Origin of the sequence: Collinsella sp. CLA-AP-H1 (genome assembly GCF_040092945.1) — a bacterium.
Lineage (GTDB): Bacteria > Actinomycetota > Coriobacteriia > Coriobacteriales > Coriobacteriaceae > Collinsella.
In genome coordinates this window covers 41628-64062 of sequence record NZ_JBBNKO010000013.1, presented here as the reverse complement: position 1 = coordinate 64062, position 22435 = coordinate 41628, and the positions used below count along the sequence as shown (strand labels likewise).

Genomic DNA, 22435 nt, shown 5'->3' with positions numbered 1-22435 from the left:
AAAAGATGTGGCGAAGGCTTTGGCGGCTGCCTTACATCTATTTCAGCTCATCGATATCGATATGTTCGATGCTCTTGAGCGGCTGACCAAAGATAAAGCTGCCCGCCACCGCAAACTCGGCAATGTTATCGGCCGTCGTTGCAAAACGATGTTGCGGCTCGGCTGCGTCGCCCGCCAGCTGCTCGCGGCGCGTGAGGATATCGGTCAGCTCGCGCGTGGTCTCCTCGGCGGAACTCACGACGCGCACCCCAGGCCCCAGCGCATGGCGGATAGGTCCCACCAACAGCGGGAAATGCGTACAGCCAAGCACCACGGTATCGATACCGTGGTCGCGCAGCGGCTCAACCGTGGCACCCACCAGCGCACGCACGGCAGGCGTATCGAAGATGTCCTCGTTCTCAAGCCACTGTTCCTGCAGATGTGCACCCGAGGCGAGCTCGTGTTCGACAACCTCGACAAAGCTCGAGGCAGGACAGCCGTATACATCGACGCCGGCATCCAGGTCCTGAATGGCGCGCGTGTAGGCGCCCGAGCGAATGGTGAGGTTGGTAGCGAGCACGCCCACGCGACGCGTACGCGTGCTGTTGATTGCTGCACGGGCACCCGGCGCGATCACGCCGATCACGGGAACGTCGAGCACCTGCTGGGCCAAACGCAAGGCCGCAGCGGTCGCCGTGTTGCAGGCGATGACCATAATCTTGACGTCGTGCTTCGAAAGCCAACGACCCGCCTGCAACGCAAACGAGCGCACCTCATCCTCGGTGCGCGTGCCGTAGGGACAGCGCTTGGTGTCGCCAAAGTAGTAGACGGACTCGTGCGGCAGCGCCGTCGCGATGGCGCGCGCAACCGTCAGACCGCCCAAACCAGAATCGAACACGCCAATCGGGCGCGTGTCGCCTGCCGAATTCTCGATATCGGACATTACCTCACCAGTCTCTCTCGAAAAGACATGTCCAAGTGCGGCGACGCCGCGCTACGAACGCGCCGCGACCAGCAGCTCTGCCGTCGCCGCCCAACCGTCGACAATTTTGCCGCGCGTAACGAAAGCGTTCTCGCAAGCAGCCAGGAACTCGGGCGCGCCGGCGCTCGTCAGGCCATTCTCGACCAGGCAGAACGTGCCCACGTGATCGGCCATGTAGAAGTCGGACTCGGAGTCGCCGAGCGCCAACGTCTCCTCGCGCTCGATCCCTAGGTGCTCGCAGAAGCGCGCAATGGCGACGCCTTTGTTGAGGCCCGCGGGGTTGATGTTGAATGCGCGACCGTCCTCGACGCGATCGAGCTCGAGCGTCGTCGGCTTGGACAGGTGAGTCAGATGGCCGTTGCAAGCCCAGATCAGACCGCAGCCGGCCTCGTCCAGGATGGCCTGAACCTCATCGTCGGGCACATCGCCGCGCATGCCGACGGTGACCTCACGGTATTTGTAGCCTGTCGACATGTCGTTGTGATACTCGATCTTGTGCGGCCAGCGGGCGAGGATCTTCTCGCACACGCCGGTCTGCTCGATCACCTGGTGCGGCGTGAGGCCGCAAGAGGAGTCGTAGGGCATGTCGCCGGTCAGATACTCCCAATCGTTGGCTTTGAGGTCGTACATGACCAGGCCGCCCATCTCACCGATGTAGGAGTTGAGGCCGAGCACGCGCGCGTCCTCGTGGATCATGGTACGGTTGCGGCCCGAGGTGGGAACCACCTGAATACCAGCGCGAGCGAGCGCCACGACGGCCTCGACGAGTTTGGTCGAGGGGTTGCCGTCGTTGTCGCGCAGCACGCACGAGCCGGGTGCGAGCATCGTGGCATCCAGGTCGGTAAAGACGTACTTGACCTTGGCCAAACGCTCGCGCATCTCGCCCGAAAGCTCAGCGACGGTCGGCAGGGTATTGTGGGACATGGCTACTCCGTTTACGTAGAAGGGTTTGGACTTGGACGGCATGTTTTGATTGAGGGAACACGCTTATGGCGACAGCGCACTCAGGGCGCCGCCGCCATCATGGTTCATTAGTCAAACTGGGTAACATCGATCAGGCGATTGGCCAGCGAAAGGTCGCTCTCGATGGGCACGAACTCGTCGCCCACGTGCATGAGCTCCTCGTCACCCTTTGCCAGCAGCAAGACAATGGTGGGAGCATCGGGGTTGACGTACTCCTCGCGCGCCGCCTTGAACGCCGCATGCACAGCGGCTTCGCGATCGAGGATGATCTTGTTCGGCGTATCGTCGGGAACATGTTCGGCAAGCTCGCGACAGACCTTCATCGGGTCCTCGTGAGCCGGGTCCTCATTGGCAAAGATCATCAGGTCGGAATACGGTGCGGCCTCGCGCGGAAGCTGCTCGCGGCGCTCCTGCGCCTTGCCGCCGGCAGCGCCAAACACTGCGATGACCGGGCTGGCGGGAAACGCGCGCTTGACCGACGAGAAAAGCGAGCGGAACGAAAGCTGGTTGTGCGCGTAGTCGACGACGCAGATCACACGGCCGTCCTTCGACTCCACGACCTCCATACGGCCCGGCACACGCAGTTTGGAGAGGCCCTTCTTGATAGCCTCGATACCGATGCCGATCTCGCGCGCGGCGGCGATAGCGACCAGCGCGTTCTCCACGTTAAAGTCTCCCGCGATACCCAGCAGGACCTTCTCCCCCGCCTCGGACTCGTCGGCACACAGGCCATGCAAGTTGAACTCGATGCTAAAGCCGACCATGCGTACGTCGCTCGCCCACAGGCTTGCCTCGGGATGCTCGACGCCAACGGTCACCAAGCGCTCGGCCGTCGACGCTGCCCCCAGCACACGGTCGACCTCTTCGGTGCCCAGATTCACCACGGCGGTCTTTGCCTGGTCAAAGATCCTGAGTTTGCTCTCAAAATAATCCTCAAACGTGGGGTGTTCGATCGGCGAGATGTGGTCGCGGCCGATGTTGAGGAAGCACGCCACGTCAAACGGCAGATTCTCGACGCGTTGGTACTTGAGCGCCTGGCTCGAAACCTCCATGACCATGGACTGGCGACCGGACGTGCGGCAGTTGGCGATATGGCGCCAGACCTCGGGGGCCTCGGGCGTAGTATTGGTGCTCTCGTAGCACTCGATGCCATCGTCGGTACTCACCGAGCCGATCATGCCGCAGGACTCGCCCGCCGCCTTGATGATGGACTGGAGCATAAAAGCAGCCGTGGTCTTTCCCTTGGTGCCGGTGATGCCCACGATCTTGACGTCGTGGTCGGGACGGTCGTAGACCTCCGGCGGCAGCAGGGCCATGGCCGTGCGAACACTATCAACAACCAGCATCGCAGCACCGCTCTCCTGCGCCAGCGGCTCCAGAGACTCGACCAGCGGCTCCTCGCACACAAATGCGACGGCGCCCGCATCGAGCGCCATGCTCAAAAACGCGGGCTTAAAGGCAGCACCTTTGCAGAAGAACACGTCACCTGCCGAGACCGCGCGCGAATCAAACGAGCAGCCGGTCACGGCACGCCCGTCAACCTGCTCTGATGCGCGCAGCTCGCCGCACACATCGAGCAGCTTGGCAAGCGTATCGACCGTGGTCACGGTCGCGGAATCCGAATGGTGCATCTTTCACCTTTCTCAGCCATTTGGCAGGGACGGTTTTCATAGTAACTGAAACGTGCTCGCGCAAAAACGGCTCCCGGAGGAGCCGTTACGCGCAGGCATTCGTAGGCCGAGACTAGGCAGCCTGAACAGAAGGCTGGCCCTCGTCGATAAAGAAGCGCTTGTACCACACTAGGAACACGAGCGGCGTATAGATCTTGCGCTGGAAATCGCCCTTGCCCGCAAAGTGCAGATCGAGCAGGTGCATGAGCTCGTCGGTATTGAAGAACTCACTTGCCCACGGCGCGGTGAAGTACTCCTTGACATAGTCGTACCACTTTTGCTCGCGCAGCCAGTAGACAATCGGCACCGGGAAGCCCACCTTGGGACGGGTGGCCCACTCATCGGGCAGCGACTTGTTGGCAGCGTGGCGGAGTACCTGTTTGTTGCCGTTCTCGTTGATGCGGTAGCGGTCGGGAATGTGCTCGGCGAACTCCATGACTTTGCGGTCCAGGAAGGGCACGCGCAGCTCCAGCGAGTGTGCCATGCACATCTTGTCGGCCTTGAGCAGAATGTCGCCCGGGAGCCACATGTTCATGTCCAGGTACTGCTTCTTGACCAGTTCGGGCTGACCCTTCACGCGTGCGTAGATGGGTGCAGCGAGCTCGAAGGCGCCGTCGCCGGTGTTGTACTCGGGCTTGAGCACGCCGTCGACCTCGCGCTCCGGCCATACCAGAGCCTGTCCCAGGAACGACTTCTCGGGGATCTCGGCACCCTTGACCAGGAAGTTATGTCCCTTGAAGTACGGCATATGCAGCGCCAGGTTACCGAGCGCGCGACGGACGGGCAGCGGCACCATCTTTTTGTACTTGCGCACCGGGACCGTATCCTCGTAGTAGGCGTAGCCGCCAAAGAGTTCGTCGGCACCTTCGCCCGAAAGCACGACGGTGACGTCCTTGCGGGCCATCTCGGCCAAGAACCACAGCGGCACGGAAGACAGGTTGGACTGCGGCTCGTCCATGTGATACTGGATGTCCTCGAGCGCACCGAAGAACTCGTCGGCGGTAATCATCTTGCGAACGTTCTCGACGCCGAGCTTATCGGAAAGCTCCTTGGCGTAGTTGGTCTCGTTGAAGTTCTTGTAGTCAAAGCCCACCGAGAAGGTCTTGTCGGGCATGAGGCAAGCGGCGATGTAGCTAGAGTCGACGCCGCCGGAGAGGAACGACGCGACCTTGACGTCGGCGATGCGATGGGCCTCGACGCTCTCGTGCACGACCTCGTCCAGCTCATCGACGTACTCCTCGAACGGCTTCTCGACGGCAGAGTAATCGCAATCCCAGTAGCGCTCGATGTTCATCTTGCCGGTCGGGATATCGACGGTAAAGTAGTGCGCCGGCGGCAGCTTGTAGACACCCTCGAAGAAGGTCTCCTCAGTCGCCGAATACTGCAGCGTCATGTACGGACGCAAGGCCTTTTTGTTGACCGCCTTGTGGAAGTGCGGGTAGTCCAGGAAGCTCTTGATCTCGGAGCCAAAGAGCACGCCCGGAGCGCCGTCGCCCGCATCGGCCATGGGATAGTAATAGAGCGGCTTGATGCCAAAGATGTCGCGGGCGCCAAAAAGCTTGTTCTTCTTTTTGTCCCAGATGACGAAGGCGTACATACCGCGCAGGCGATCGAGGACGGCCTCGCCCCACTCCTCGTAGCCGTGTAGGAGGCTCTCGGTGTCGGCGCCGCAGTGGAACTTGTAGCCCTTGGCCTCGAGCTCGGAACGGAGTTCTTGGAAGTTGTAGATCTCGCCGTTGAAGACAATGACGACGCTGCCGTCCTCATTGGCCATGGGCTGAGCGCCGGCCTCGGTCAGGTCGAGGATCGACAGGCGGCGGAAGCCCAGGGCAACGCGGCCGTCGATAAACTGACCGCCCATGTCGGGACCGCGATGGACGATGCGGTCCATCATCTTGGTGAGCACCTCGGATTGGTTATCCGTCCCACCGACAAAACCGACAAAACCGCACATATACTATCCCCTCTGCTGTTGCTGGGCATCAAATCGAATCAGTAGCTTTTGAGTATACCCGAGGGCGTAAAGAGGGACGGAATGTTCAGGCAATCTCAACTGAATCAGCTCCGCTGTGACACGCGCCAGTTACCTTTAATGGATATGAGGTGAATGGGGCGATTGTTTTGCTATACTCTCTCCGCACGGGCGATTGGCGCAACGGTTAGCGCAGGTGCTTTACACGCACAAGGCTGGGGGTTCGAATCCCTCATCGCCCACCACTGAATTGGAAACGGTCCTCGCAAAGGGACCGTTTTTTGTTTGGGCCCAGCTCATGGGATTCGAACCCTAAGGACCCCTTATTTCAAGGTCCGTGGCCAAATAATGGCAAAAATGAGTACTGCTACTTTGTTTGCAACATATAAAAAGATAGTATTTGCTTAAGTTACGCAACATATGTCCATTATAAGTACTAACAGTTGGATCAAAATCGTGCTTTCATCGCCATTTCGACTTGCTATCTGGCCTTATTAGTCCAAAATTGCTGCTACCAAATCGGTAACAGTACTCATATTTGATGTTTTTTGACCAGCAGGTCTCCCTGCCTTAGCAAATCTAAGGCAAAACGGGCTCCAGACCGCTGAATCATGCCACATAGGACACGCCCATAGTCCGGAACCCGGTCCAAATTGAGTTATTGCGCCGCGTTAGCCCAAGACATCCGACAGGATCTCGATCAGACTGTCCACGTCGGCTTCCTCGCAGACGAGCGGCGGAAGGAAGCGCAGGGTATGTGCGCCTGTAGCGTTGATCACGGCACCAGCCCCCAATGCACGGGCCACGACGTCGTGTGCATCACCCGCGGCATCATCCAAATCGCAGCCGAGCATCAGGCCGCGACCACGCACCTCTACCACATGCGGAAGCTTAGCCAGCGCCTGCTCCATATAGGCGCCAACTTTGGCAGCATGCTCGGCATAATCGCCGTGCACAAGCGCGGAGAGCGTCGCGGCACACGCCGCGATGGCCAAGCAGCTGCCACCGAAGGTCGAACCATGATCGCCGGGCTTAAAGACGTCGGCGATTTCCTTCTTTGCCACCACGGCACCCATAGGCACACCGTCGGCAATGCCCTTGGCAAGGCTCATGATGTCGGGCTCCACGCCATAGGTCTGGAACGCAAACGGCTTACCCGTACGAAAGATTCCGCACTGGACCTCGTCGGCAATAAGCACGGCACCCACCTCGTGCGCCAAGTCGCGCGCCGTAGCCATAAACTCCTCGGTCATGGGGTGCACACCGCTCTCGCCCTGAATCGGCTCGAGCATCACGGCGCAAATTTCACTGCCCAACTGCTTAAAAATTGCACGCAGTTCATCTACATCGTTGGGTGCGCAGGCCACAAAGCCACCCGGCAGCGGGCGGAAACTGTCCTGCAGCCAATCCTGCATGGTCGCGGCAATGGTCTCGAGCGTACGACCGTGAAAGCCGCCACGCATGCACACGATGGTGTTGCCAGCGTTGCCGGCACGCTTGGCGTACAGACGCGCGAGCTTCATAGAGCCCTCGTTGGCCTCGGCACCGGAATTGGCAAAGAACGTCTCCCACACCTGCTCGCCCGCAGCCGGAGCGCCAAGCGCCGCCGCCGTGGTCTCGTCGCCGGCGGCAATCGCGTCGGCAAGCACGCGTGCACCGTCCGCATCATCGTTAGCGAGCTTGGACAGCAGCGCCGCAACCTGGCCGCGCTGCTCGATGTAGAAATAGTTGGAGACATGCAGGAGCCTCTTGGCCTGAGCCTCGAGCGCCGACAGCACTGCCGGATTGCCGTGGCCCAGGCTGCACACGCCGATACCGGCAAGAAAATCGAGGTATTCGCGACCATCGTCGCCGGTGAGTTTCATGCCGTGGCCTTCGACGAACTCGACCGGCGAGCGACCAAAGGTGTGCATGACGTAGTGGGATTCGAGCGATTGTTGTGCTGCAAGTGACATGAGATACCTTTCGTTAAGCGCCAGGTAGCGCGGACTGTGGGCGTAATGGCGTAGCAATTTCGAGCCGGCTAGACCGTCTGGAGCTTCTCGACCTCGTCGAGGTTCTCGGTCAGGCGCGCCGCAAAGGTCGAAAGCGGGTGCGGGTGCGTATCGAACTCGTAGGCCGTCTCGGTGGAATGGATCACGGTACCGACGCCGGCATCGGTCAGCAGCTCAAGCAGCAGCGAATGCGGCGTGGTACCGTTAATGATGTGGGCGCGAAATACGCCGCCGGCAAGCGCATCGACGGCCGCGCGCAGCTTGGGAATCATGCCCTTATCGACCTCCCCGCCATAGAGCATCTCGTTAACCTCGTCGAGCGTTAGGTTGGAGATAAGCGAGTCCTTGTCGCTAAAGTCCTTGTACAGACCGTCGACGTCAGTCAAAAAGATCGCCTTATGCGCGTGGAGCGCCGCGGCAACGGCACCGGCGGCGGTGTCGGCGTTGATGTTGAAGAAGCCGCCGTCCTCCCCTGCCGCGACGGTAGCGATGACGGGGATGTACTCGCTATCGAGCAAGCGCTCGATATAGTCGGTGTTGACGTGCGTCACTTTGCCCACGCGACCGAGCTCGGGGTCGAGCGGCTCGGCGATGAGCGTGCCGGCATCGCTGCCCGACACGCCTACGGCCAGGTTGCCGTGGTGGTTGATGGCAGCAACCAGCTCCTGGTTAACCTTGCCGCCCAGCACCTCGCGCACGATATCCATAGTCGCCGGCGTGGTCACGCGCTGGCCGTTCTTAAACTCGACGGGAATATCGTAATGGCTCAGCGCCTCGTTGATAGCCTTGCCGCCGCCGTGCACGATGACGGGGCGCATACCGATGATCTTGAGCAAAACGATGTCGCTCATCACGTCGCGGCGCAGCTGCTCATCAACCATGGCGGCTCCGCCATATTTGATAACAACCGTCTTGCCGGTCAGGTTCTTAATCCACGGCAGTGCTTCGAACAGCAGCTGCGCGGTTGCTTCGTTGGATTCGCTCGAACGACAATCGCGTGCGAATTTCATAATCTGCCTCGTCTTTCGTATCGTTATCGCGCCGTGCTCCGCTGTCCGCAATCGCGGCAAGATGCGCAGCGTGCCCGGAATCTAGGAACGGTAGTCGCCGTTGATGGAGATGTACTCATGCGTGAGGTCGCAGGTCCACACGGTCGTTGCCGCGTCGCCTGCGCCCAGGTCGGCCGAGATCACGATCTCGGGCGCCTCGAAACGTCGTAGAGCCTCGTCCTCGTCAAAGGGAACAGTCAGACCGTCGCGACAGACAGGCATGCCCATCATGTCGATGGAAACGTCTTCCTGATTAAACTTCACGCCGCACTTGCCAAGCGCCATAGCAACACGGCCCCAGTTGCAGTCGTGACCGGCGATGCAGGTCTTAACGAGCGGCGAGTTGGCAACGGCACGGGCGGCGATATCGGCCTCCTCGTCGTTCACGGCGCCGGTAACGTTGACCGTAACAAGCTTGGATGAGCCCTCACCATCGGCGGCGATATTGCGCGCCAGGCTCTCGCACACCTCGTGCACGGCAAATGCCAACTCGTCGAAGGCATCGGAGCCCTCGACGATAGGCTCGGCATCTGCGGCAGCGACGCCGGAAGCAAGCATGATGCAGGTGTCGTTGGTCGAGGTGTCGGAATCGACCGTTACCTTGTTAAAGGTCTGCTTGACGGTCAAGAGCAGCAGGGCATGAAGTGCCGCAGGCTCGACGGGGGCATCGGTGGTGATAACTGCAATCATGGTGGCCATGTTGGGCATGATCATGCCCGAGCCCTTGCACATTCCGCCTACCGTATAGACATTGCTCGCATGACCCGCAGCCTCACTGACGTAGGACACGGCGTACTCCTTGGAGTGCGTGTCGGTCGTCATGATGGCGCGAGCGGCATCGGCGCCACCGTGGGCAGAGAGCGCCTCGTAGGCAGCAGGAATGGCAGTCTCAAACGTGTCGATCGGCAGAATCTGGCCAATCACACCCGTGGAGGCAACCAGAATCTGCTGGGGCTCGCAGCCGATGACCTGCGATGCGATGTTGCACGTCTCGCGCGCGCATGCAAGGCCGGTCTCACCCGTGGCGGCGTTGGCATTGCCAGAGTTGACCGAAACGCCGGCGATGATACCGTAGCCCTTGTCGGCACCGCCCAGGTTGGCGCGGCTCACCTGCACGGGCGCCGCGCAAAAGCGATTGGTGGTAAACACTCCAGCGCCGGGACAGGGTTTATCGGGCACGACGAGCGCGTAATCCAGACGCTCGGGGTTCTTGCGGAACCCAGCGTGGATGCCTGCAGCTTTAAAACCAGCCGCAGCCGTAACGCCACCCTCAACGGCGCGAATCTTGATATCAAACAGCTCGGTATTCATCGTCTTTATGACTCCTTATGTCAAACAAAAAACGGACATCGGTTGGTGCGCCATGCCAGTCGTGATCATGAGACCAGCTTAAGAGTGGCGCCCCACTCGATGCCCGACTACCAAATCGTTAACAATCGAATGTGCTACACCGGGCACGCCACTGTGGGCAAGCCTCGTCGCTCGTCAAAGCCAAAGACGATATTGGCGCACTGGACCGCTTGGCCCGCAGCGCCCTTGCACAGATTGTCGATGGCGCCCGTCGCCACCAGCACGCTCGCGCGCTTGTTGAACGCAAGGCCAATCTGGGCGGCGTTGGTGCCGACGACCGAAGCCGTCTTGGGCTGCTGGCCGGCATCGAGCACGCGCACAAAGGTGCGTCCAGCGTAAAACTGCTTGTAATAGTCGACGACATCCTCAAGAGCCAGGGAGTCGATGGCCTGCGGCGTGAGCGGCAGCGTCACCGTGGAGAGCAGGCCGCGCTTGAGCGGTGCCAGATGCGGGGTGAAGACGACGCGATCGGTCAGGCCAAGGATTTGCTCAATCTCGGGCGTGTGGCGATGCTTGCCCACGCCGTAGGCCTCCAAGTTCTCGTCAGCGCTGCAAAAATGCGTACGAGCGTTGCAGGACTTGCCGGCACCCGTCACACCGCTGATGGCATCAACGATCACGGGGCCGCTCTGGGCAACCCAGCCAGCGCGCACGGCGGGCGCGGCGGCAAGGCTCGTTGCGGTGGGATAGCAACCGGCGCAGGCGACCAGCACGGGTTTGCCGTCGGCATGGTCGGATGCGGCGGTCTCCAAGTCCCGGCAGAATAGCTCGGGCAGGCCAAAGGCACGGGTCTTGAGCAGCTCGGGGCTCGTATGCTCGGCGGCATACCACGTCTCAAAGACGGACGCGTCGTTCAGGCGGTAGTCGGCCGAAAGATCAAAGCAGGAGACGCCCGATGCAAGCAGCGCGGGCACCTGTGCCATGGCAGCCGTGTGCGGCACGGCAAGAAAAACCGCATCGCAGCTCTTAAGCTCGGGGGCGTCATGCGTGGTGAAAACCAGATCGCTCACGCCAGCAAAGCTCGGATACACCGCGGACAGCGGCTGGCCGGCATCGGCGTTGGACGTAATGGCAACAAGTTCAAACTCGGGATGGCCGAGCACGAGGCGAATGAGCTCGGCTCCGGCATATCCAGCCGCGCCGACGATTCCAACCTTCAATGACATATCAGACTCCTTGTCTGCGATTTATGCACCGATGCGCATTTCGCAGTGGTCGTTATGAAGTGGGTTGAAACTTTAGCACCAAAAGATGCATGAACACGTAAATGGCTTGCATATTCATGCATTGAAACAATCCCGACACATTCGCTTGAAGGAATTGACAAAATGGAGCGGGCCCCGTATTGACCGGCGCTCCTAACGGCACCGGGCAATACGGGGCCCGCCCATGCGAAAACCAAGTTGTTAGGATGAGCCAGCCGGCTGGAGCTCGACCGGCACCCATTCGTCGTGATTGCAGATAAAAGCCTCGGGATCCTCGACGCTAAAGAAGACGAGCGTGGGGTCGTTAGGCCCCTCATAGTGCTCGCCCAGGTGCTCTAGATGCTTCCACCCGGCTTCGCGCATTTCGTCTAAAGCCCGGTCATCCAAGCCGGCACGCCCGCGCAAGATGAGCCAGCCATGGCCCGGCCACCAACTCGTGGCCTCAAAGCGCTGGTTTTGCAGCAGCTCTTGCCACACATCTTTGGTGCGCGCTGTTACAAACCACAGCTTGCCATCCTGGATCTGCGCAAACGAGAACGGACGCACATGAGGCTGTCCGTCAACGCTCGTCGCCAAATACCATGCCGGCACCGACGTCAGATACTCCAACACCGTATTCAATCCGTCCACGTTTCCTCCTGTACTAGTTAGTTTGGGAACCTGGTTTGTGCGAGCTAGAGCTCCAGGCGCTCCTCGCTGCCGTCGATATCACAGAAGCGCGCGGCAATATTGCGGACCGAAAAGAAAGCAAGGCGGCCGTCGTTGGCACTCTCGTGTTCCTCGCCAATGCCCACCATGTGCTTAAAGCCCGCTTGACGCACCTTGTCGCTCGCAACTGCGTCGTCCTCAAGTGCGGCTTCGCCGGTCAATACGATCCAACATTCCCCCGGCTTCCAGCCCGATACCTCAAACTTGGGATTCGCACTCAGCTCCGCCCACACGTCCTTGTCGCGCGACGTGCAAAACCACAACTTACCGTCATCGACCATGGCAAACGAAAACGGCCTCACGCGAGGCTGATGCCCGTCACTTGCATCGGTCGTGGCCAGATACCACGCCGGAATGCGCCTGAGATACGAACAGGCGCGCTCAAGCTGAGCCGTGCGGTCGTTGTCGGTCATAGGGACCCCTTTCTTGCGCTCGAATCGCGCCTAAACAAGTTGAAGATTGATGACGATGACGCAGATGAGCAGCAACGCCGTCACCACCGCCGCCAACGCATCGCCACGGCCAAATGCAAGCGCATGCAGACGTGTGCGGCCCTGCTCGCCATGATAGCAACGGGCATCCATGGCGGCAGACAGCGTCTCGGCATGGCGGAACACGCCCGTGAACAGCGGAATCGCCACACTGCCGAGCATACGCACGCCGCCGAGCGGGCCTCCCGTCACGCGCGCGCCGCGGCTTGCCTGTGCATCGGCCGTCTGTTTCATCTCAGTGGCAAACTGCGGCATAAAGCGTAGCGCGATACCCATGATCATGCCGAGCTCGTGCGCAGGAAGTCCCACACGCGCAAACGGTGCGAGCAGGCGCTCAAAGCCCGCGGTGAGGTCGAGCGTCGGCGTGGTGAGCGTGATAGCGCTCATACCGGCCATCATCAAGGTCAGGCGGCACGCCATAAAGGCGGCGGAATGCAGCGAGCCCTCGCTTATCTGCAAAAAGCCGAGCTGCCACAGAATGCGCCCGCTCTGGTCGGTAAACAAGTTGAGCACCGCGACCACGACGACGATTGCCAGCAGCGGCGCCATCGACGACAGAACGCGACGAACCGGCACCTGAGACACGGCATAGATCAGCACAACGAAAATTGCGACCGGGGCCAGTCCGCGGAAGCTGCTGACTGTGAGCGTCGTGATCAGAAACACAAAGCCCAAGAGCAACTTAGTTCGCGGGTCCAGGCGGTGGATCGCACTATCGCCGGGATAGTAGCTGCCAAACGAAAACGCCTCCATTAGCAGCCCTCCTCTCGCGCGACCGTCTTGGAATTAGCAGTGTCCGCGACGTTAGAAGGACCGCCCGAGCGACCGATTAGCAGGTCCATCAACTCGTCTGCCAGCGACTCAACCGTATAGAGGCCGTCAAAGCGCAGCGGCACGCCCGCCTCCGTAAGCGCCAGCGCCATACGCTGGGCGGCGGGAACGCCCAGGCCGATCGACTTGAGCTCATCGGCTTGCGCAAACACCTGCACGGGGGCTCCCTCGGCAAACACCGCGCCTTCGTTCATTACGACGATGCGGTCACAGCAATTGGCCAGGTCATCCATACTATGCGAAACCATGACAACGGTCAGGCCATCGCGGTGAAGTCGACCGATGAGCCCTAGGAAATCCTTGCGCGCAGCCGGATCGAGCCCCGCCATGGGCTCATCGAGCACCAGGACCTCGGGCTCCATGGCGAGCACGCCGGCGAATGCCACGCGCCGTTGCTGACCGCCCGAAAGCTCAAAGGGGCTCTTGTCGCCGACCGTGGAAAGGTCGAGGCCCACGCGTGAGAGCGATGACTCGACACGACGGTCGACTTCATCTTGCGGCAAGCCAAGGTTATGCGGACCAAACGCCACGTCCTGCGCCACGGTTTCGGCAAACAGCTGACGCTCAGGATATTGAAACACCACGCCGACCTTGGCCTTAACCGCAGCGGCGTCTTTCTTGTTTGACAGATCGAGCTCCAGCGCGCGAACGGATCCCTCCTGGGGGCGAATCAAACCGTTGAGATGCTGGACCAGCGTCGACTTACCCGAACCGGTATGACCTGCCAAGCCCAGGAACTCGCCGCGACGCACCGTCAGCGATACATCGCGCAGCGCCCACGGGCTGCTGGGGTCGTTTCCCCAGAGAGCCTGTTTGCTCGATTTGCCCGCAGTGGCCGAGCGCTTATGCCAGCGGCGGCGCTCGCGCGGACTGAGCGAATAACTGTACGAAACATGGGATAGTTCGATGACGGGCTCCGACGCGTTGCCCTCGTTGTCTACCGGAACAGTGCCGTCAGCGATTTCCAACTGGGATACGAAAGACTGCCCCGCGATGCCTGCTCCACTTCGCTCGGCATAAGCCTGCACAATCTCAGCGACCATATCCACCTCGCGCACCTGCGCATGAACAGGCACGCCCTTCGCACGAAGCGCCATGCCCAAACGGCACGACTCTGGCATGTCAAGGTTGAGCTGAGCGAGTTCATTCGCCCGCGTCAGAATCTCCTCGGGCGTGCCCAGCATGGCAACTCGTCCCGTCTGAAACACGGCGACACGATCGGCCTCGGCGGCCTCCTCCATAAAGTGCGTAATCATCACGATAGTCATGCCGCGATCGTGAAGCGCATGACAGGCCTTCATAAGGCCCTTGCGTCCGCGCGGATCGAGCATCGAGGAGGCCTCGTCCAAGATAAGCACGCGCGGCTCCATGGCAAGTACGCCGGCAAGCGCCACGCGCTGCTTTTGTCCGCCCGAGAGCGCATGGGTCTCGTGGCGCTCAAAGCCCACCAGGCCCACGCCCTTCAGCGCCTCGCGTACGCGCTGCGCAATTTGCGCCGATGGCACGCCAAGGTTTTCGGGACCGAACGCAACGTCATCTTCGACAAGCGTTGCCACCAGCTGGTCGTCGGGATTCTGGAACACCATGCCCGCGGTCGAACGAATGTCGTAGACCAGCTCGGGGTCGGACGTATCCATGCCGTTGATACGTACCGTGCCCGCATCGGGTTGCAACAGCGCATTCAGATGCTTGGCAAACGTCGACTTGCCCGACCCATTACCACCGAGGATGCAGAAAAACTCGCCGTCCTCGATGTTTAGATCGACGCCGTCGAGCGCCGGTACGGCACCGTCATAGCTAAAGGAAACGCCCCGACACTCAATCATGCGCAGCCTTTGACCTGGTCCTTTTTAGGCGTGATGAGGTTGGAGACCGCCTTGTACACCGCAAGCGTCAATACCGAATTAAGCACGGTCTTGATAAGGTTGAACGGCAGCACGGCAGGAATCATGAGCGGGGCGATCACATCGACCGAGCCATACCAGAACCAAACGCCAATGGTAAGGTTCGCGACCATGGACAGCACCGTAGCGGCAATGACGCCGAGCACCAGACCAATCACGGCACCCTTATAGGTGTGCATCTTCTGGTAGACGATAGCCGCGGGCAGAATGTAGCCCAGCGTGGCAACCAGGTTCATAAGCGCGCCGACCCAGTCACCCGTGGTGAGCGCATGGATAACGATTGCCATAGCGGCAACAGCAGTGCCGGCGCCAGGACCATACGCAAACCCGCACACCATCGCCGGCACCAGCGACGGGTCATACGTCAAAAACGGCGCCGAAGGAAGGATAGGCAGCTGCACGTACATAAACAGGGCACCCAAGGCACACATCAGCGCCATGGTAACGAGCTGTTTGGTGCTCCACCTATTCGTGTTCTCAAAATGGATATGCTGCGACTGTTCAGACATAAGATCACCTGCCTCTTTCATCCGGACTCTAACCGTTGGTACTGGGATCTCACCAGTTCAGCCGGCATGCGAACCAACGCACACACGGGTCGCGGACTCATCGGCTCGGTCGCAGACGCCTCGCCTGCTCCGCGGCACCCCTTTGGCACCGCCCGATTTACCGCCAGTGGGGAATTCCACCCCGCCCTGAAACAGCAATTGCAAGTGTAGCACGAGCAATCGCTCGCGCAAGTATGCCGAGGGTAATTTGTGGCGGGGATCAGCTGCCGCAACAACCACGTTCCCCACCCATCCCAAAGTAACGCGCTTTTCGCGGCAAAGCCGCGAAACAGCGAAAGGGACACGTATCCCCATCAACCACATTCTCCGCCCACGCCGACCTCAAGGCCGTAAACGCAGGGGATCCGGGGGCGTGACGGGGGTTTCTCTCCGGAACATTCCGCAGGACGCAAAGAGGCTCCGCAGCGCGAAGCGCGATGCGGAGCCTCTTTGCATGTCCGAGGACGTTCCGGAGAGAAACCCCCGTCACGCCCCCGGATTCCCGGTGGGAGTTCTAGACCTTGTCGGCCTTAGTACATACCGCCGCCCTGCTGACCAGCGGTGGCAGCAGCGATAGCGTCCTCAAGCTGAGTGTTTTTGGGCACATCGGAGACGGTGGCCTCGGTGATGAGGATCAGGCTGGCGACGGAAGCAGCGTTCTGCAGGGTGACGCGGCTGACCTTGACGGGGTCGAGGACGCCCATCTCGATCATGTCGCCCCACTCGCCGTTGGCAGAGTTGAGACCCTGGCCGGCAGGCAGCTCGGCAACCTTGTCGACCACGACAGCGCCCTCAAAACCAGCGTTCTTGGCGATGGTAGCGACCGGAGCGGTCAGAGCCTTCTTGACGATGTCGACACCGATCTTCTCCTCGGGGTCGTCGAGTTCAACGGCGTCGAGCGCAGGAGCAGCGTCCATGAAGGCGACGCCGCCACCGGCGACAATGCCCTCCTCAACAGCAGCGCGGGTTGCCTGCAGGGCGTCCTCGACGCGGTGCTTGATCTCCTTGAGCTCAGACTCGGTAGCAGCGCCGACCTTGATGACGGCAACGCCACCGGAGAGCTTGGCCAGGCGCTCCTGGAGCTTCTCACGGTCGAAGTCAGAGGTGGTGTTCTCCATCTCACCCTTGATCTGAGCGATACGAGCGTCGATGGCCTCCTTGGAGCCAGCGCCGCCGACGACGACGGTGTTGTCCTTGGAGATGGTGACGGACTTAGCGGTACCGAGCATATCGGCGGTGATGTCAGCGACCTTCACGCCCAGCTCGTCCAGAGCGGCCTGGCCACCGGTGAGGACGGCGATGTCTTCGAGGATGCGCTTGCGGCGATCGCCGTAGCCCGGAGCCTTGACGGCGCAGACGTTGAGGGCGCCACGGATCTTGTTGAGGACCAGGGTAGGCAGAGCCTCACCGTCGATGTCCTCAGCGATGATGAGCAGGCCACGGCCAGCGCGCTGGACAGCCTCGAGAACGGGCATGATGTCCTGAACGCTGGAGATCTTCTGGTCGGTGATGAGGATGTACGGATCCTTCATCACGGCCTCCATACGGTCGTTGTCCGTGACGAAGTAAGCGGAGACATAGCCCTTGTCGAACTGCATGCCCTCGACGGTGTCGATGGTGATGTCGAACGTCTGGGAATCCTCGACGGTGATGACGCCGTCCTTGCCCACGACCTCCATGGCCTCGGCGATCTTCTCGCCGACCTCGGGGTCACCGGCGGAGATGGTACCGACGGAAGCGATCTGCTCCTTGGTCTCGACCGGCTTGGCCTGCTTCTTCATCTCGGCGACGGCGGCGTTGACGGCCTTGTCGATGCCGCGACGGATGGCCAGCGGGTTGGCGCCAGCGGCGACATTGCGCAGACCGTCGTTGACGATGGCCTGGGCGAGCAGGGTTGCGGTGGTGGTGCCGTCACCCACGGTGTCGTTGGTCTTGGTGGCGACCTCCTTCACCAGCTGAGCGCCCATGTTCTCGATGTTGTCCTCGAGCTCGATCTCCTTGGCGACGGAAACGCCGTCGTTGGTGATGGTCGGAGCACCGAACGTGCGCTGCAGCGCAACGTAGCGGCCCTTGGGGCCCATGGTGACGGTAACGGCGTCGGCCAGAGTGTTGACGCCCTTGGCAAGCTTAGCGCGGGCATCGGTGTTGAACGTAATGTTCTTTGCCATGGTAGGTAATCCTCCAAAAGAAACGTGACTCGCGTCGCCGCTTCCGAGTCCTATGCGGCGGGCGCGTTCAAAGACGAATCAGAGATTCCGACGAGACTAGGCCTCGACGACGGCGTAGATGTCGTCGGCGCGCATCAGCAGATACTTCTCGCCGTCGACCTTGACCTCGTTGCCACCGAACTTACCGTAGATGACAACGTCGCCAACCTTGACGTCCATGGGGATGCGCTCACCCTTGTCGTTGACCTTGCCGGCGCCCACGGCAACGATGGTGCCACGCTGCGGCTTCTCCTGAGCGTTGCTGGCAATATACAGACCAGAAGCGGTCTTCTGCTCGGCCTCGTCGGGCTTGACCAGAACACGATCTGCAAGCGGCTTCAAAGACGACATGCTTGTCTCCTCCTTTTTGGGCCGCGCGGTTATACCACGCGAATTAACCCTTTTTTGTTTGCGTACGCGTTGAATGGTACCCACGAATGGCGGGTTATACAACACGGAGTCAAAAAATCTTATTTTTTGGCACTTAGATTTTCTGAATGCCGGGGGATAACTTAGCAGTGGCTCCCGGGGCGGACCGGATGGCATGAAGTTTGCTGCTCTACAGTCCTGCGCAAGACGGAAAGCACATTAAGTGCTTTCCTTTGCGTGCGGAACTCGCGACAAACTTCATGCCCTCCGGTCCGCCCCGGGAGCCAGGTTGACTAACTAGGGCCCGGCATTCAGAAAAGTCAGTGCAGCAAAATGGCGATGCGGATAGCGACATGGGCATGATTTTCGCTGCGAGCACGGGTCCCCTAGGGAGCATCGTGCATTTTTGGGAGTTTTCAGCAGACCAGGACGGCTGCATACGCGCCAGACACACCATATTGGTCCCAAGGACGCCTTCGACCGGCGATTTGAGTCGGCAGGCGAACCCCGTCAAGACAAAAAGGCATGCCTCGCGCCGCACCGGACCCCAAATGACGTCGATCTCCGCAATGCCGCCCGACTGCAGCGGCACCGGCAGAGCTCGCGGTGCTGAATACTCCGTTTTTTGCACGGCACGGGCGGGGGTACATCAGGATCAGGAAGGACATCCCAGCCTTTTTATGCAATCTGTAATGGGAAGTATGCAAAACACCAAGAGATAGCATTGCTGGTGTCCAAATTGAGCGCGGGGCAGCAGCACCTCCGCCCCGCACCCAAATCCAACAGAGCAGGGACGCTCATGGCGGATCCCCACCAAAACGCAAACGCGGCTCGAGCGCTATCCCAAAAAGGCTGCCCGAGCCGCGCTTAACGGTACGGCATGAATACTTAGCGCTCGTAAATCAAGTTACCTGCCAGGTAGGTGGCTTGGACTTTGGTGGCTTGGAGTTCTTGGGGGTCGATGGTGAGCGGGTTTTGGTCCAGGACTACCAGGTCGGCATACTTGCCGGGCTCCAAGCTGCCGAGGTTTTGCTCGTCGCCAGCTGCGTACGCGCTGCCAAGCGTGTAGTTGCGCAGGGCCGTTGCCGCATCGATGCGCTCGCTCGGTAACCAGCCGTCCTCGGGCCAGTGGCTTTTGGGGTCCTGGCGCGTAATAGCCGTGTAGAGCACGTTCATGCTGGTAACGGGCGTGATAGGGCTGTCGGTACCGAAGGCTTGGCGGATGCCGCGCTGCTTATAGGTCGCAAACGGCCACATGATGCGGCTGCGTTCCAGGCCCAGATCGCGCTCGGGGCCGCCCGGGTCGAGTGTAATGTGACAGGGCTGGCTCGAGGCAACGACGTTAAGCTTGCGTAGACGATCGATGTCCTCGGGCAAGAGGTTCTCCAGGTGCTCGAGCGTGTTATGGCCGTGCTGGGGCAGGCCGTACAGGTCGGCGGCCTCCTCGAAGATATCCAGCGCGGCATGAATCGCACCGTCACCAATGACGTGGATGCGCACGGTGTGACCGCGCTCCGCGGCCGCCAGAACCAGTTTGCGCATGCGCTCAGCCGGAACCGTCAGACGGCCCTGATCGCCCGGGAAGCGCGGGTTGGTATAGGGCTCGGTGAGATAGGCCGTGTGTTCGCTCGACACGCCGTCGAAAAACTGCTTAAAACCAGGCGCCGAGAGCAGCGCGTTGTTCGCGTAGCGGGTCTGCAGCTCTTCCAAGCGCGACTGGTCATCCAGCAGCGTGGGGAACAGATGGGCTCGGATGCCCAGCTTGCCGGCTGCCTGCAGTTTGTCGTAGACGTCGTCGCGGATAAAATCGCAGCCCGGCATGGGCATGAGCGACATATCGCAGATCGAGGTGATGCCCTGCTCGGCCATACGCCTCATTTGATCGGCGTAAGCGCTTGCGATGCGATCCTCCCCCAGCCACTCAAGGCAGCGCGGTAGCAGCTGCATGGCAGCCGCCTCGTGAGCGATACCCGTGAGTTCGCCGTTTGCATCCTTGTCGTAACTGCCGCCCGCTGGCGGCTCGCTGTCGCGCGTGACGCCGAGCGCCTCGAGTGCGCGGCTGTTGAGCCAAAGCGTGTGCCCGTCGCCCGAATACATAACGCAGGGACGATCGGGGAATGCCGCATCGAGCGACGCCTTGGTAGGATGCTCGGGCGGATCCCAACGGTAATCGCGCCAGCCCTGCGTCACAACCCAAGCGTCACTAGGCAGATCCTGGGAAAACTCGAGCGCATGTTGCACCAGCGCCGCCTCGGACGTGCCCATATCCATGAGCATGTACGGCGAGGAACCGACCGAGGTATGGAAGAAGTGCAGATGAGCGTCATGGAAACCGGGGCAGACAAACTGCTCGCCGTAGTCGATAACCGGCGTGGCGGCAGGCGCGGCGGCAATCACGTCATCCGGCGCACCGACTGCGACGATACGGTCGCCTGCGATGGCAATCGCCAGCTCGCGGGCGGTATCGATGCCGTCTTGCGCGGTAAAGACGTTCTTGGAGCGGATAATCCGATCGATATGTTGCATGGGCATCCCCATCTCTGGCAGGAAATTCAACACCCCCGAGTGTACTCCCCCGCCCTTGTAACAAAACCCCAAGCGGCAAACGGCAACTTTACCAGCCCTAGCGGCAGGTGGCATACTGGAGAGAGCCTGTACGATTTTGCGATCAACCCAGCAAGGAGCAAATCGACCATGACGAAGACCAAGGCACAGCAGATTATGGCGGCGACCGAGGCTCGCGCGGCTGACGACGTCACCGCAGCCATCAAAGATATCGCTACCGAGTTTGAACCATATATCATCAAACAGCGCCGGCACTTCCATAAGCACCCGGAGCTGAGCCTTGCCGAGGAGCGCACGACCTCCGACATCGCCAACCAGCTCGACGCCATGAATATCCCCTACGAGCGTCCGCTCAAGACCGGCTTGGTGGCAACGCTTCGCGGTACCGCGCCGGATGCCTACCGCGAGGACGGCACGCCACGCCGCCGCATCCTGCTGCGCGCCGACATCGACGCCCTGCCCGTCACCGAGCAGACCGGCGAGGAGTTCGCCAGCGTCAACGAGGGCTGCATGCACGCCTGCGGCCACGACTGCCATATCGCCATGATGCTCGGAACGCTGCAAATCCTGCGCCATATGACCGACGACATCCACGGCGAAATCCGCATCGTCTTCCAGCCCAGCGAGGAAAACGGCCAGGGCGCTAAGCTCATGATCGGCACGGGTGTGCTCGACGGCGTCGATGGCGCCTACGCCGCGCATATCTGGAGCGAGGTTGACGCCGGCACCGTGAGCTGCGAGCCCGGACCGCGCATGGCCAATACCGACTGGTTCCGTATCGACGTACGCGGCACCTCGTGCCACGGCGCCATGCCCCAGCGAGGTCACGACGCCGTTATGGTGGCCGCCGAGATCGTCAACGCCCTGCAGACCATCGTCTCGCGCGAGATCAGCCCCTACGAGCCGGCTGTCATCACCGTCGGCGAGCTGCACGGCGGCACCGCGCGCAACGTTATCGCCGGCACGGCCTACCTCGCCGGCACAGTGCGTACCTACGGCGATTCGACCCACGAGGAAATGCCGGAGCTCATGCGCCGCATCGTGGAGCATACCGCGGCAGCTCTGGGCGCCGAGGCAGAGCTCACCGACTACACCATCGCCAACTACAAGGTCGAAAACGACGCCGCCTCGAGCGAGCGCTGCCGTCAGGCTGTAATCAAGTGCCTGGGCCCCACCGGCCAAGGCCATTATCGCGGCACGCTTTCGGGCGAGGATTTTTCGGAGTACCTGCGTCGCGTACCGGGCGTGCTCGCCTTTGTAGGTACGCGCAACCCCAAGATTGGCGCCACGTACGCCCAACATTCCTGCTTCTACAAGATCGACGAGACCGTGCTGGCAAAGGGCTCCATGGTGGCCGCCCAGTATGCTATCGACTTTTTGGCCGAGCCCACGCAAGAGGAGCTCGACGGCCCCGCGATTACCGCGGTCGCCGAAACCAACCCCGATCTGGCCGCCAAGTTGCGCTCTGCCAAGGCGACGACCGCCGAGGCTCGCGACGCCATCCATGATGCCCGAACGGCTCGCCATGCCGCGATCAAGGGCATCCACGACGCACGCGCTGCTGCACGCCGCGAGGAGAAGCACGACGAGTAGTCGTCACACCCATCCATAACAGCCTGGCTAAAGCAGAGCGGGGGGCGGACGTATC

The 22435-nt window shown here is 60.9% G+C and carries 17 protein-coding genes, 1 tRNA gene and 1 riboswitch; of the genes, 2 read left to right on the top strand and 16 right to left on the bottom strand.

What is annotated here, in order from left to right; all coding sequences use genetic code 11:
- Window positions 1–37: 37 nt before the first annotated feature.
- The 4 genes from murI to asnB form a co-directional block, all read right to left on the bottom strand.
- On the bottom strand, window positions 38–922 hold the full coding sequence (murI, locus tag AAAV44_RS07840; RefSeq protein WP_271760995.1) for a glutamate racemase: 885 nt from the start codon (window positions 920–922) through the stop codon (window positions 38–40).
- Window positions 923–973: 51 nt separating this feature from the next.
- Entirely contained in the window at window positions 974–1885 is a 912-nt protein-coding gene (locus tag AAAV44_RS07835) for an HAD family hydrolase (protein ID WP_055309432.1), read from the bottom strand.
- Between the two features lie 107 nt (window positions 1886–1992).
- Window positions 1993–3555, bottom strand: a complete 1563-nt coding sequence (locus AAAV44_RS07830; RefSeq protein ID WP_349115263.1) for a UDP-N-acetylmuramoyl-L-alanyl-D-glutamate--2,6-diaminopimelate ligase — start codon at window positions 3553–3555, stop codon at window positions 1993–1995.
- A gap of 112 nt (window positions 3556–3667) precedes the next feature.
- Window positions 3668–5548 (bottom strand): asparagine synthase (glutamine-hydrolyzing), encoded by a 1881-nt coding sequence (gene asnB / locus AAAV44_RS07825; RefSeq protein WP_195920120.1) that lies wholly within the window; start codon window positions 5546–5548, stop codon window positions 3668–3670.
- Window positions 5549–5735: 187 nt separating this feature from the next.
- On the opposite strand from asnB, the gene AAAV44_RS07820 reads away from it, so the two are divergent.
- A tRNA-Val gene (locus tag AAAV44_RS07820) sits at window positions 5736–5811 on the top strand.
- Between the two features lie 426 nt (window positions 5812–6237).
- Here AAAV44_RS07820 and AAAV44_RS07815 read toward each other — a convergent pair.
- The 12 genes from AAAV44_RS07815 to AAAV44_RS07760 all read right to left on the bottom strand — a co-directional run bounded on the left by AAAV44_RS07815 (window position 6238) and on the right by AAAV44_RS07760 (window position 20754).
- Window positions 6238–7521, bottom strand: coding sequence for an aminotransferase class III-fold pyridoxal phosphate-dependent enzyme (locus AAAV44_RS07815; RefSeq protein WP_349115262.1), 1284 nt, complete (start codon window positions 7519–7521; stop codon window positions 6238–6240).
- A gap of 68 nt (window positions 7522–7589) precedes the next feature.
- Window positions 7590–8570, bottom strand: a complete 981-nt coding sequence (gene argB, locus AAAV44_RS07810; protein ID WP_117583122.1) for an acetylglutamate kinase — start codon at window positions 8568–8570, stop codon at window positions 7590–7592.
- Between the two features lie 81 nt (window positions 8571–8651).
- Window positions 8652–9920, bottom strand: coding sequence for a bifunctional glutamate N-acetyltransferase/amino-acid acetyltransferase ArgJ (argJ, locus tag AAAV44_RS07805; RefSeq protein WP_349115261.1), 1269 nt, complete (start codon window positions 9918–9920; stop codon window positions 8652–8654).
- Between the two features lie 134 nt (window positions 9921–10054).
- Window positions 10055–11125, bottom strand: coding sequence for an N-acetyl-gamma-glutamyl-phosphate reductase (gene argC / locus AAAV44_RS07800; RefSeq protein WP_349115260.1), 1071 nt, complete (start codon window positions 11123–11125; stop codon window positions 10055–10057).
- Window positions 11126–11365: 240 nt separating this feature from the next.
- A complete protein-coding gene (locus tag AAAV44_RS07795; protein WP_349115259.1) occupies window positions 11366–11794 on the bottom strand; it encodes a pyridoxamine 5'-phosphate oxidase family protein in 429 nt (142 codons plus the stop codon).
- A gap of 44 nt (window positions 11795–11838) precedes the next feature.
- Complete coding sequence (locus tag AAAV44_RS07790) at window positions 11839–12285, bottom strand: pyridoxamine 5'-phosphate oxidase family protein (RefSeq protein WP_055309439.1); 447 nt, start codon at window positions 12283–12285, stop codon at window positions 11839–11841.
- 30 nt (window positions 12286–12315) lie between these two features.
- Window positions 12316–13116 carry an energy-coupling factor transporter transmembrane component T gene (locus tag AAAV44_RS07785; RefSeq protein ID WP_349115258.1) on the bottom strand — a complete coding sequence of 267 codons (801 nt, stop codon included), beginning with the start codon at window positions 13114–13116 and terminating at the stop codon, window positions 12316–12318.
- Window positions 13116–15020: an energy-coupling factor transporter ATPase gene (locus AAAV44_RS07780; RefSeq protein WP_349105773.1), complete on the bottom strand. Its 1905-nt coding sequence runs from the start codon at window positions 15018–15020 to the stop codon at window positions 13116–13118. The genes AAAV44_RS07785 and AAAV44_RS07780 overlap by 1 nt, the downstream gene beginning before the upstream one ends.
- The gene (locus AAAV44_RS07775; RefSeq protein WP_349105772.1) at window positions 15017–15607 is read right to left on the bottom strand and encodes an ECF transporter S component; all 591 of its coding nucleotides are present in this window, start codon (window positions 15605–15607) and stop codon (window positions 15017–15019) included. The genes AAAV44_RS07780 and AAAV44_RS07775 overlap by 4 nt, the downstream gene beginning before the upstream one ends.
- A gap of 5 nt (window positions 15608–15612) precedes the next feature.
- A riboswitch (FMN riboswitch) is annotated at window positions 15613–15805 on the bottom strand.
- A gap of 371 nt (window positions 15806–16176) precedes the next feature.
- Window positions 16177–17814 (bottom strand): chaperonin GroEL, encoded by a 1638-nt coding sequence (groL, locus tag AAAV44_RS07770; protein ID WP_022094352.1) that lies wholly within the window; start codon window positions 17812–17814, stop codon window positions 16177–16179.
- Between the two features lie 96 nt (window positions 17815–17910).
- Window positions 17911–18204, bottom strand: a complete 294-nt coding sequence (gene groES, locus AAAV44_RS07765) for a co-chaperone GroES (RefSeq protein WP_022094351.1) — start codon at window positions 18202–18204, stop codon at window positions 17911–17913.
- A gap of 906 nt (window positions 18205–19110) precedes the next feature.
- On the bottom strand, window positions 19111–20754 hold the full coding sequence (locus AAAV44_RS07760; protein ID WP_349115257.1) for an amidohydrolase: 1644 nt from the start codon (window positions 20752–20754) through the stop codon (window positions 19111–19113).
- Between the two features lie 162 nt (window positions 20755–20916).
- Between AAAV44_RS07760 and AAAV44_RS07755 the strand changes: the two genes are divergently transcribed.
- Window positions 20917–22380, top strand: coding sequence for a M20 family metallopeptidase (locus AAAV44_RS07755; protein WP_006234935.1), 1464 nt, complete (start codon window positions 20917–20919; stop codon window positions 22378–22380).
- Window positions 22381–22435: the final 55 nt, after the last annotated feature.

Excerpts from the sequence above, each read along its gene's own strand:
- AAAV44_RS07755 (WP_006234935.1), top strand. The coding sequence starts at position 20,917 with ATGACGAAGACCAAGGCACAGCAGATTATGGCGGCGACCGAGGCTCGC.
- AAAV44_RS07760 (WP_349115257.1), bottom strand. The coding sequence starts at position 20,754 with ATGCCCATGCAACATATCGATCGGATTATCCGCTCCAAGAACGTCTTT.
- AAAV44_RS07815 (WP_349115262.1), bottom strand. The coding sequence starts at position 7,521 with ATGTCACTTGCAGCACAACAATCGCTCGAATCCCACTACGTCATGCAC.
- asnB (WP_195920120.1), bottom strand. The coding sequence starts at position 5,548 with ATGTGCGGTTTTGTCGGTTTTGTCGGTGGGACGGATAACCAATCCGAG.
- argB (WP_117583122.1), bottom strand. The coding sequence starts at position 8,570 with ATGAAATTCGCACGCGATTGTCGTTCGAGCGAATCCAACGAAGCAACC.
- AAAV44_RS07780 (WP_349105773.1), bottom strand. The coding sequence starts at position 15,020 with ATGATTGAGTGTCGGGGCGTTTCCTTTAGCTATGACGGTGCCGTACCG.
- AAAV44_RS07785 (WP_349115258.1), bottom strand. The coding sequence starts at position 13,116 with ATGGAGGCGTTTTCGTTTGGCAGCTACTATCCCGGCGATAGTGCGATC.
- groES (WP_022094351.1), bottom strand. The coding sequence starts at position 18,204 with ATGTCGTCTTTGAAGCCGCTTGCAGATCGTGTTCTGGTCAAGCCCGAC.
- groL (WP_022094352.1), bottom strand. The coding sequence starts at position 17,814 with ATGGCAAAGAACATTACGTTCAACACCGATGCCCGCGCTAAGCTTGCC.
- murI (WP_271760995.1), bottom strand. The coding sequence starts at position 922 with ATGTCCGATATCGAGAATTCGGCAGGCGACACGCGCCCGATTGGCGTG.
- argC (WP_349115260.1), bottom strand. The coding sequence starts at position 11,125 with ATGTCATTGAAGGTTGGAATCGTCGGCGCGGCTGGATATGCCGGAGCC.
- AAAV44_RS07790 (WP_055309439.1), bottom strand. The coding sequence starts at position 12,285 with ATGACCGACAACGACCGCACGGCTCAGCTTGAGCGCGCCTGTTCGTAT.
- argJ (WP_349115261.1), bottom strand. The coding sequence starts at position 9,920 with ATGAATACCGAGCTGTTTGATATCAAGATTCGCGCCGTTGAGGGTGGC.
- AAAV44_RS07775 (WP_349105772.1), bottom strand. The coding sequence starts at position 15,607 with ATGTCTGAACAGTCGCAGCATATCCATTTTGAGAACACGAATAGGTGG.
- AAAV44_RS07830 (WP_349115263.1), bottom strand. The coding sequence starts at position 3,555 with ATGCACCATTCGGATTCCGCGACCGTGACCACGGTCGATACGCTTGCC.
- AAAV44_RS07835 (WP_055309432.1), bottom strand. The coding sequence starts at position 1,885 with ATGTCCCACAATACCCTGCCGACCGTCGCTGAGCTTTCGGGCGAGATG.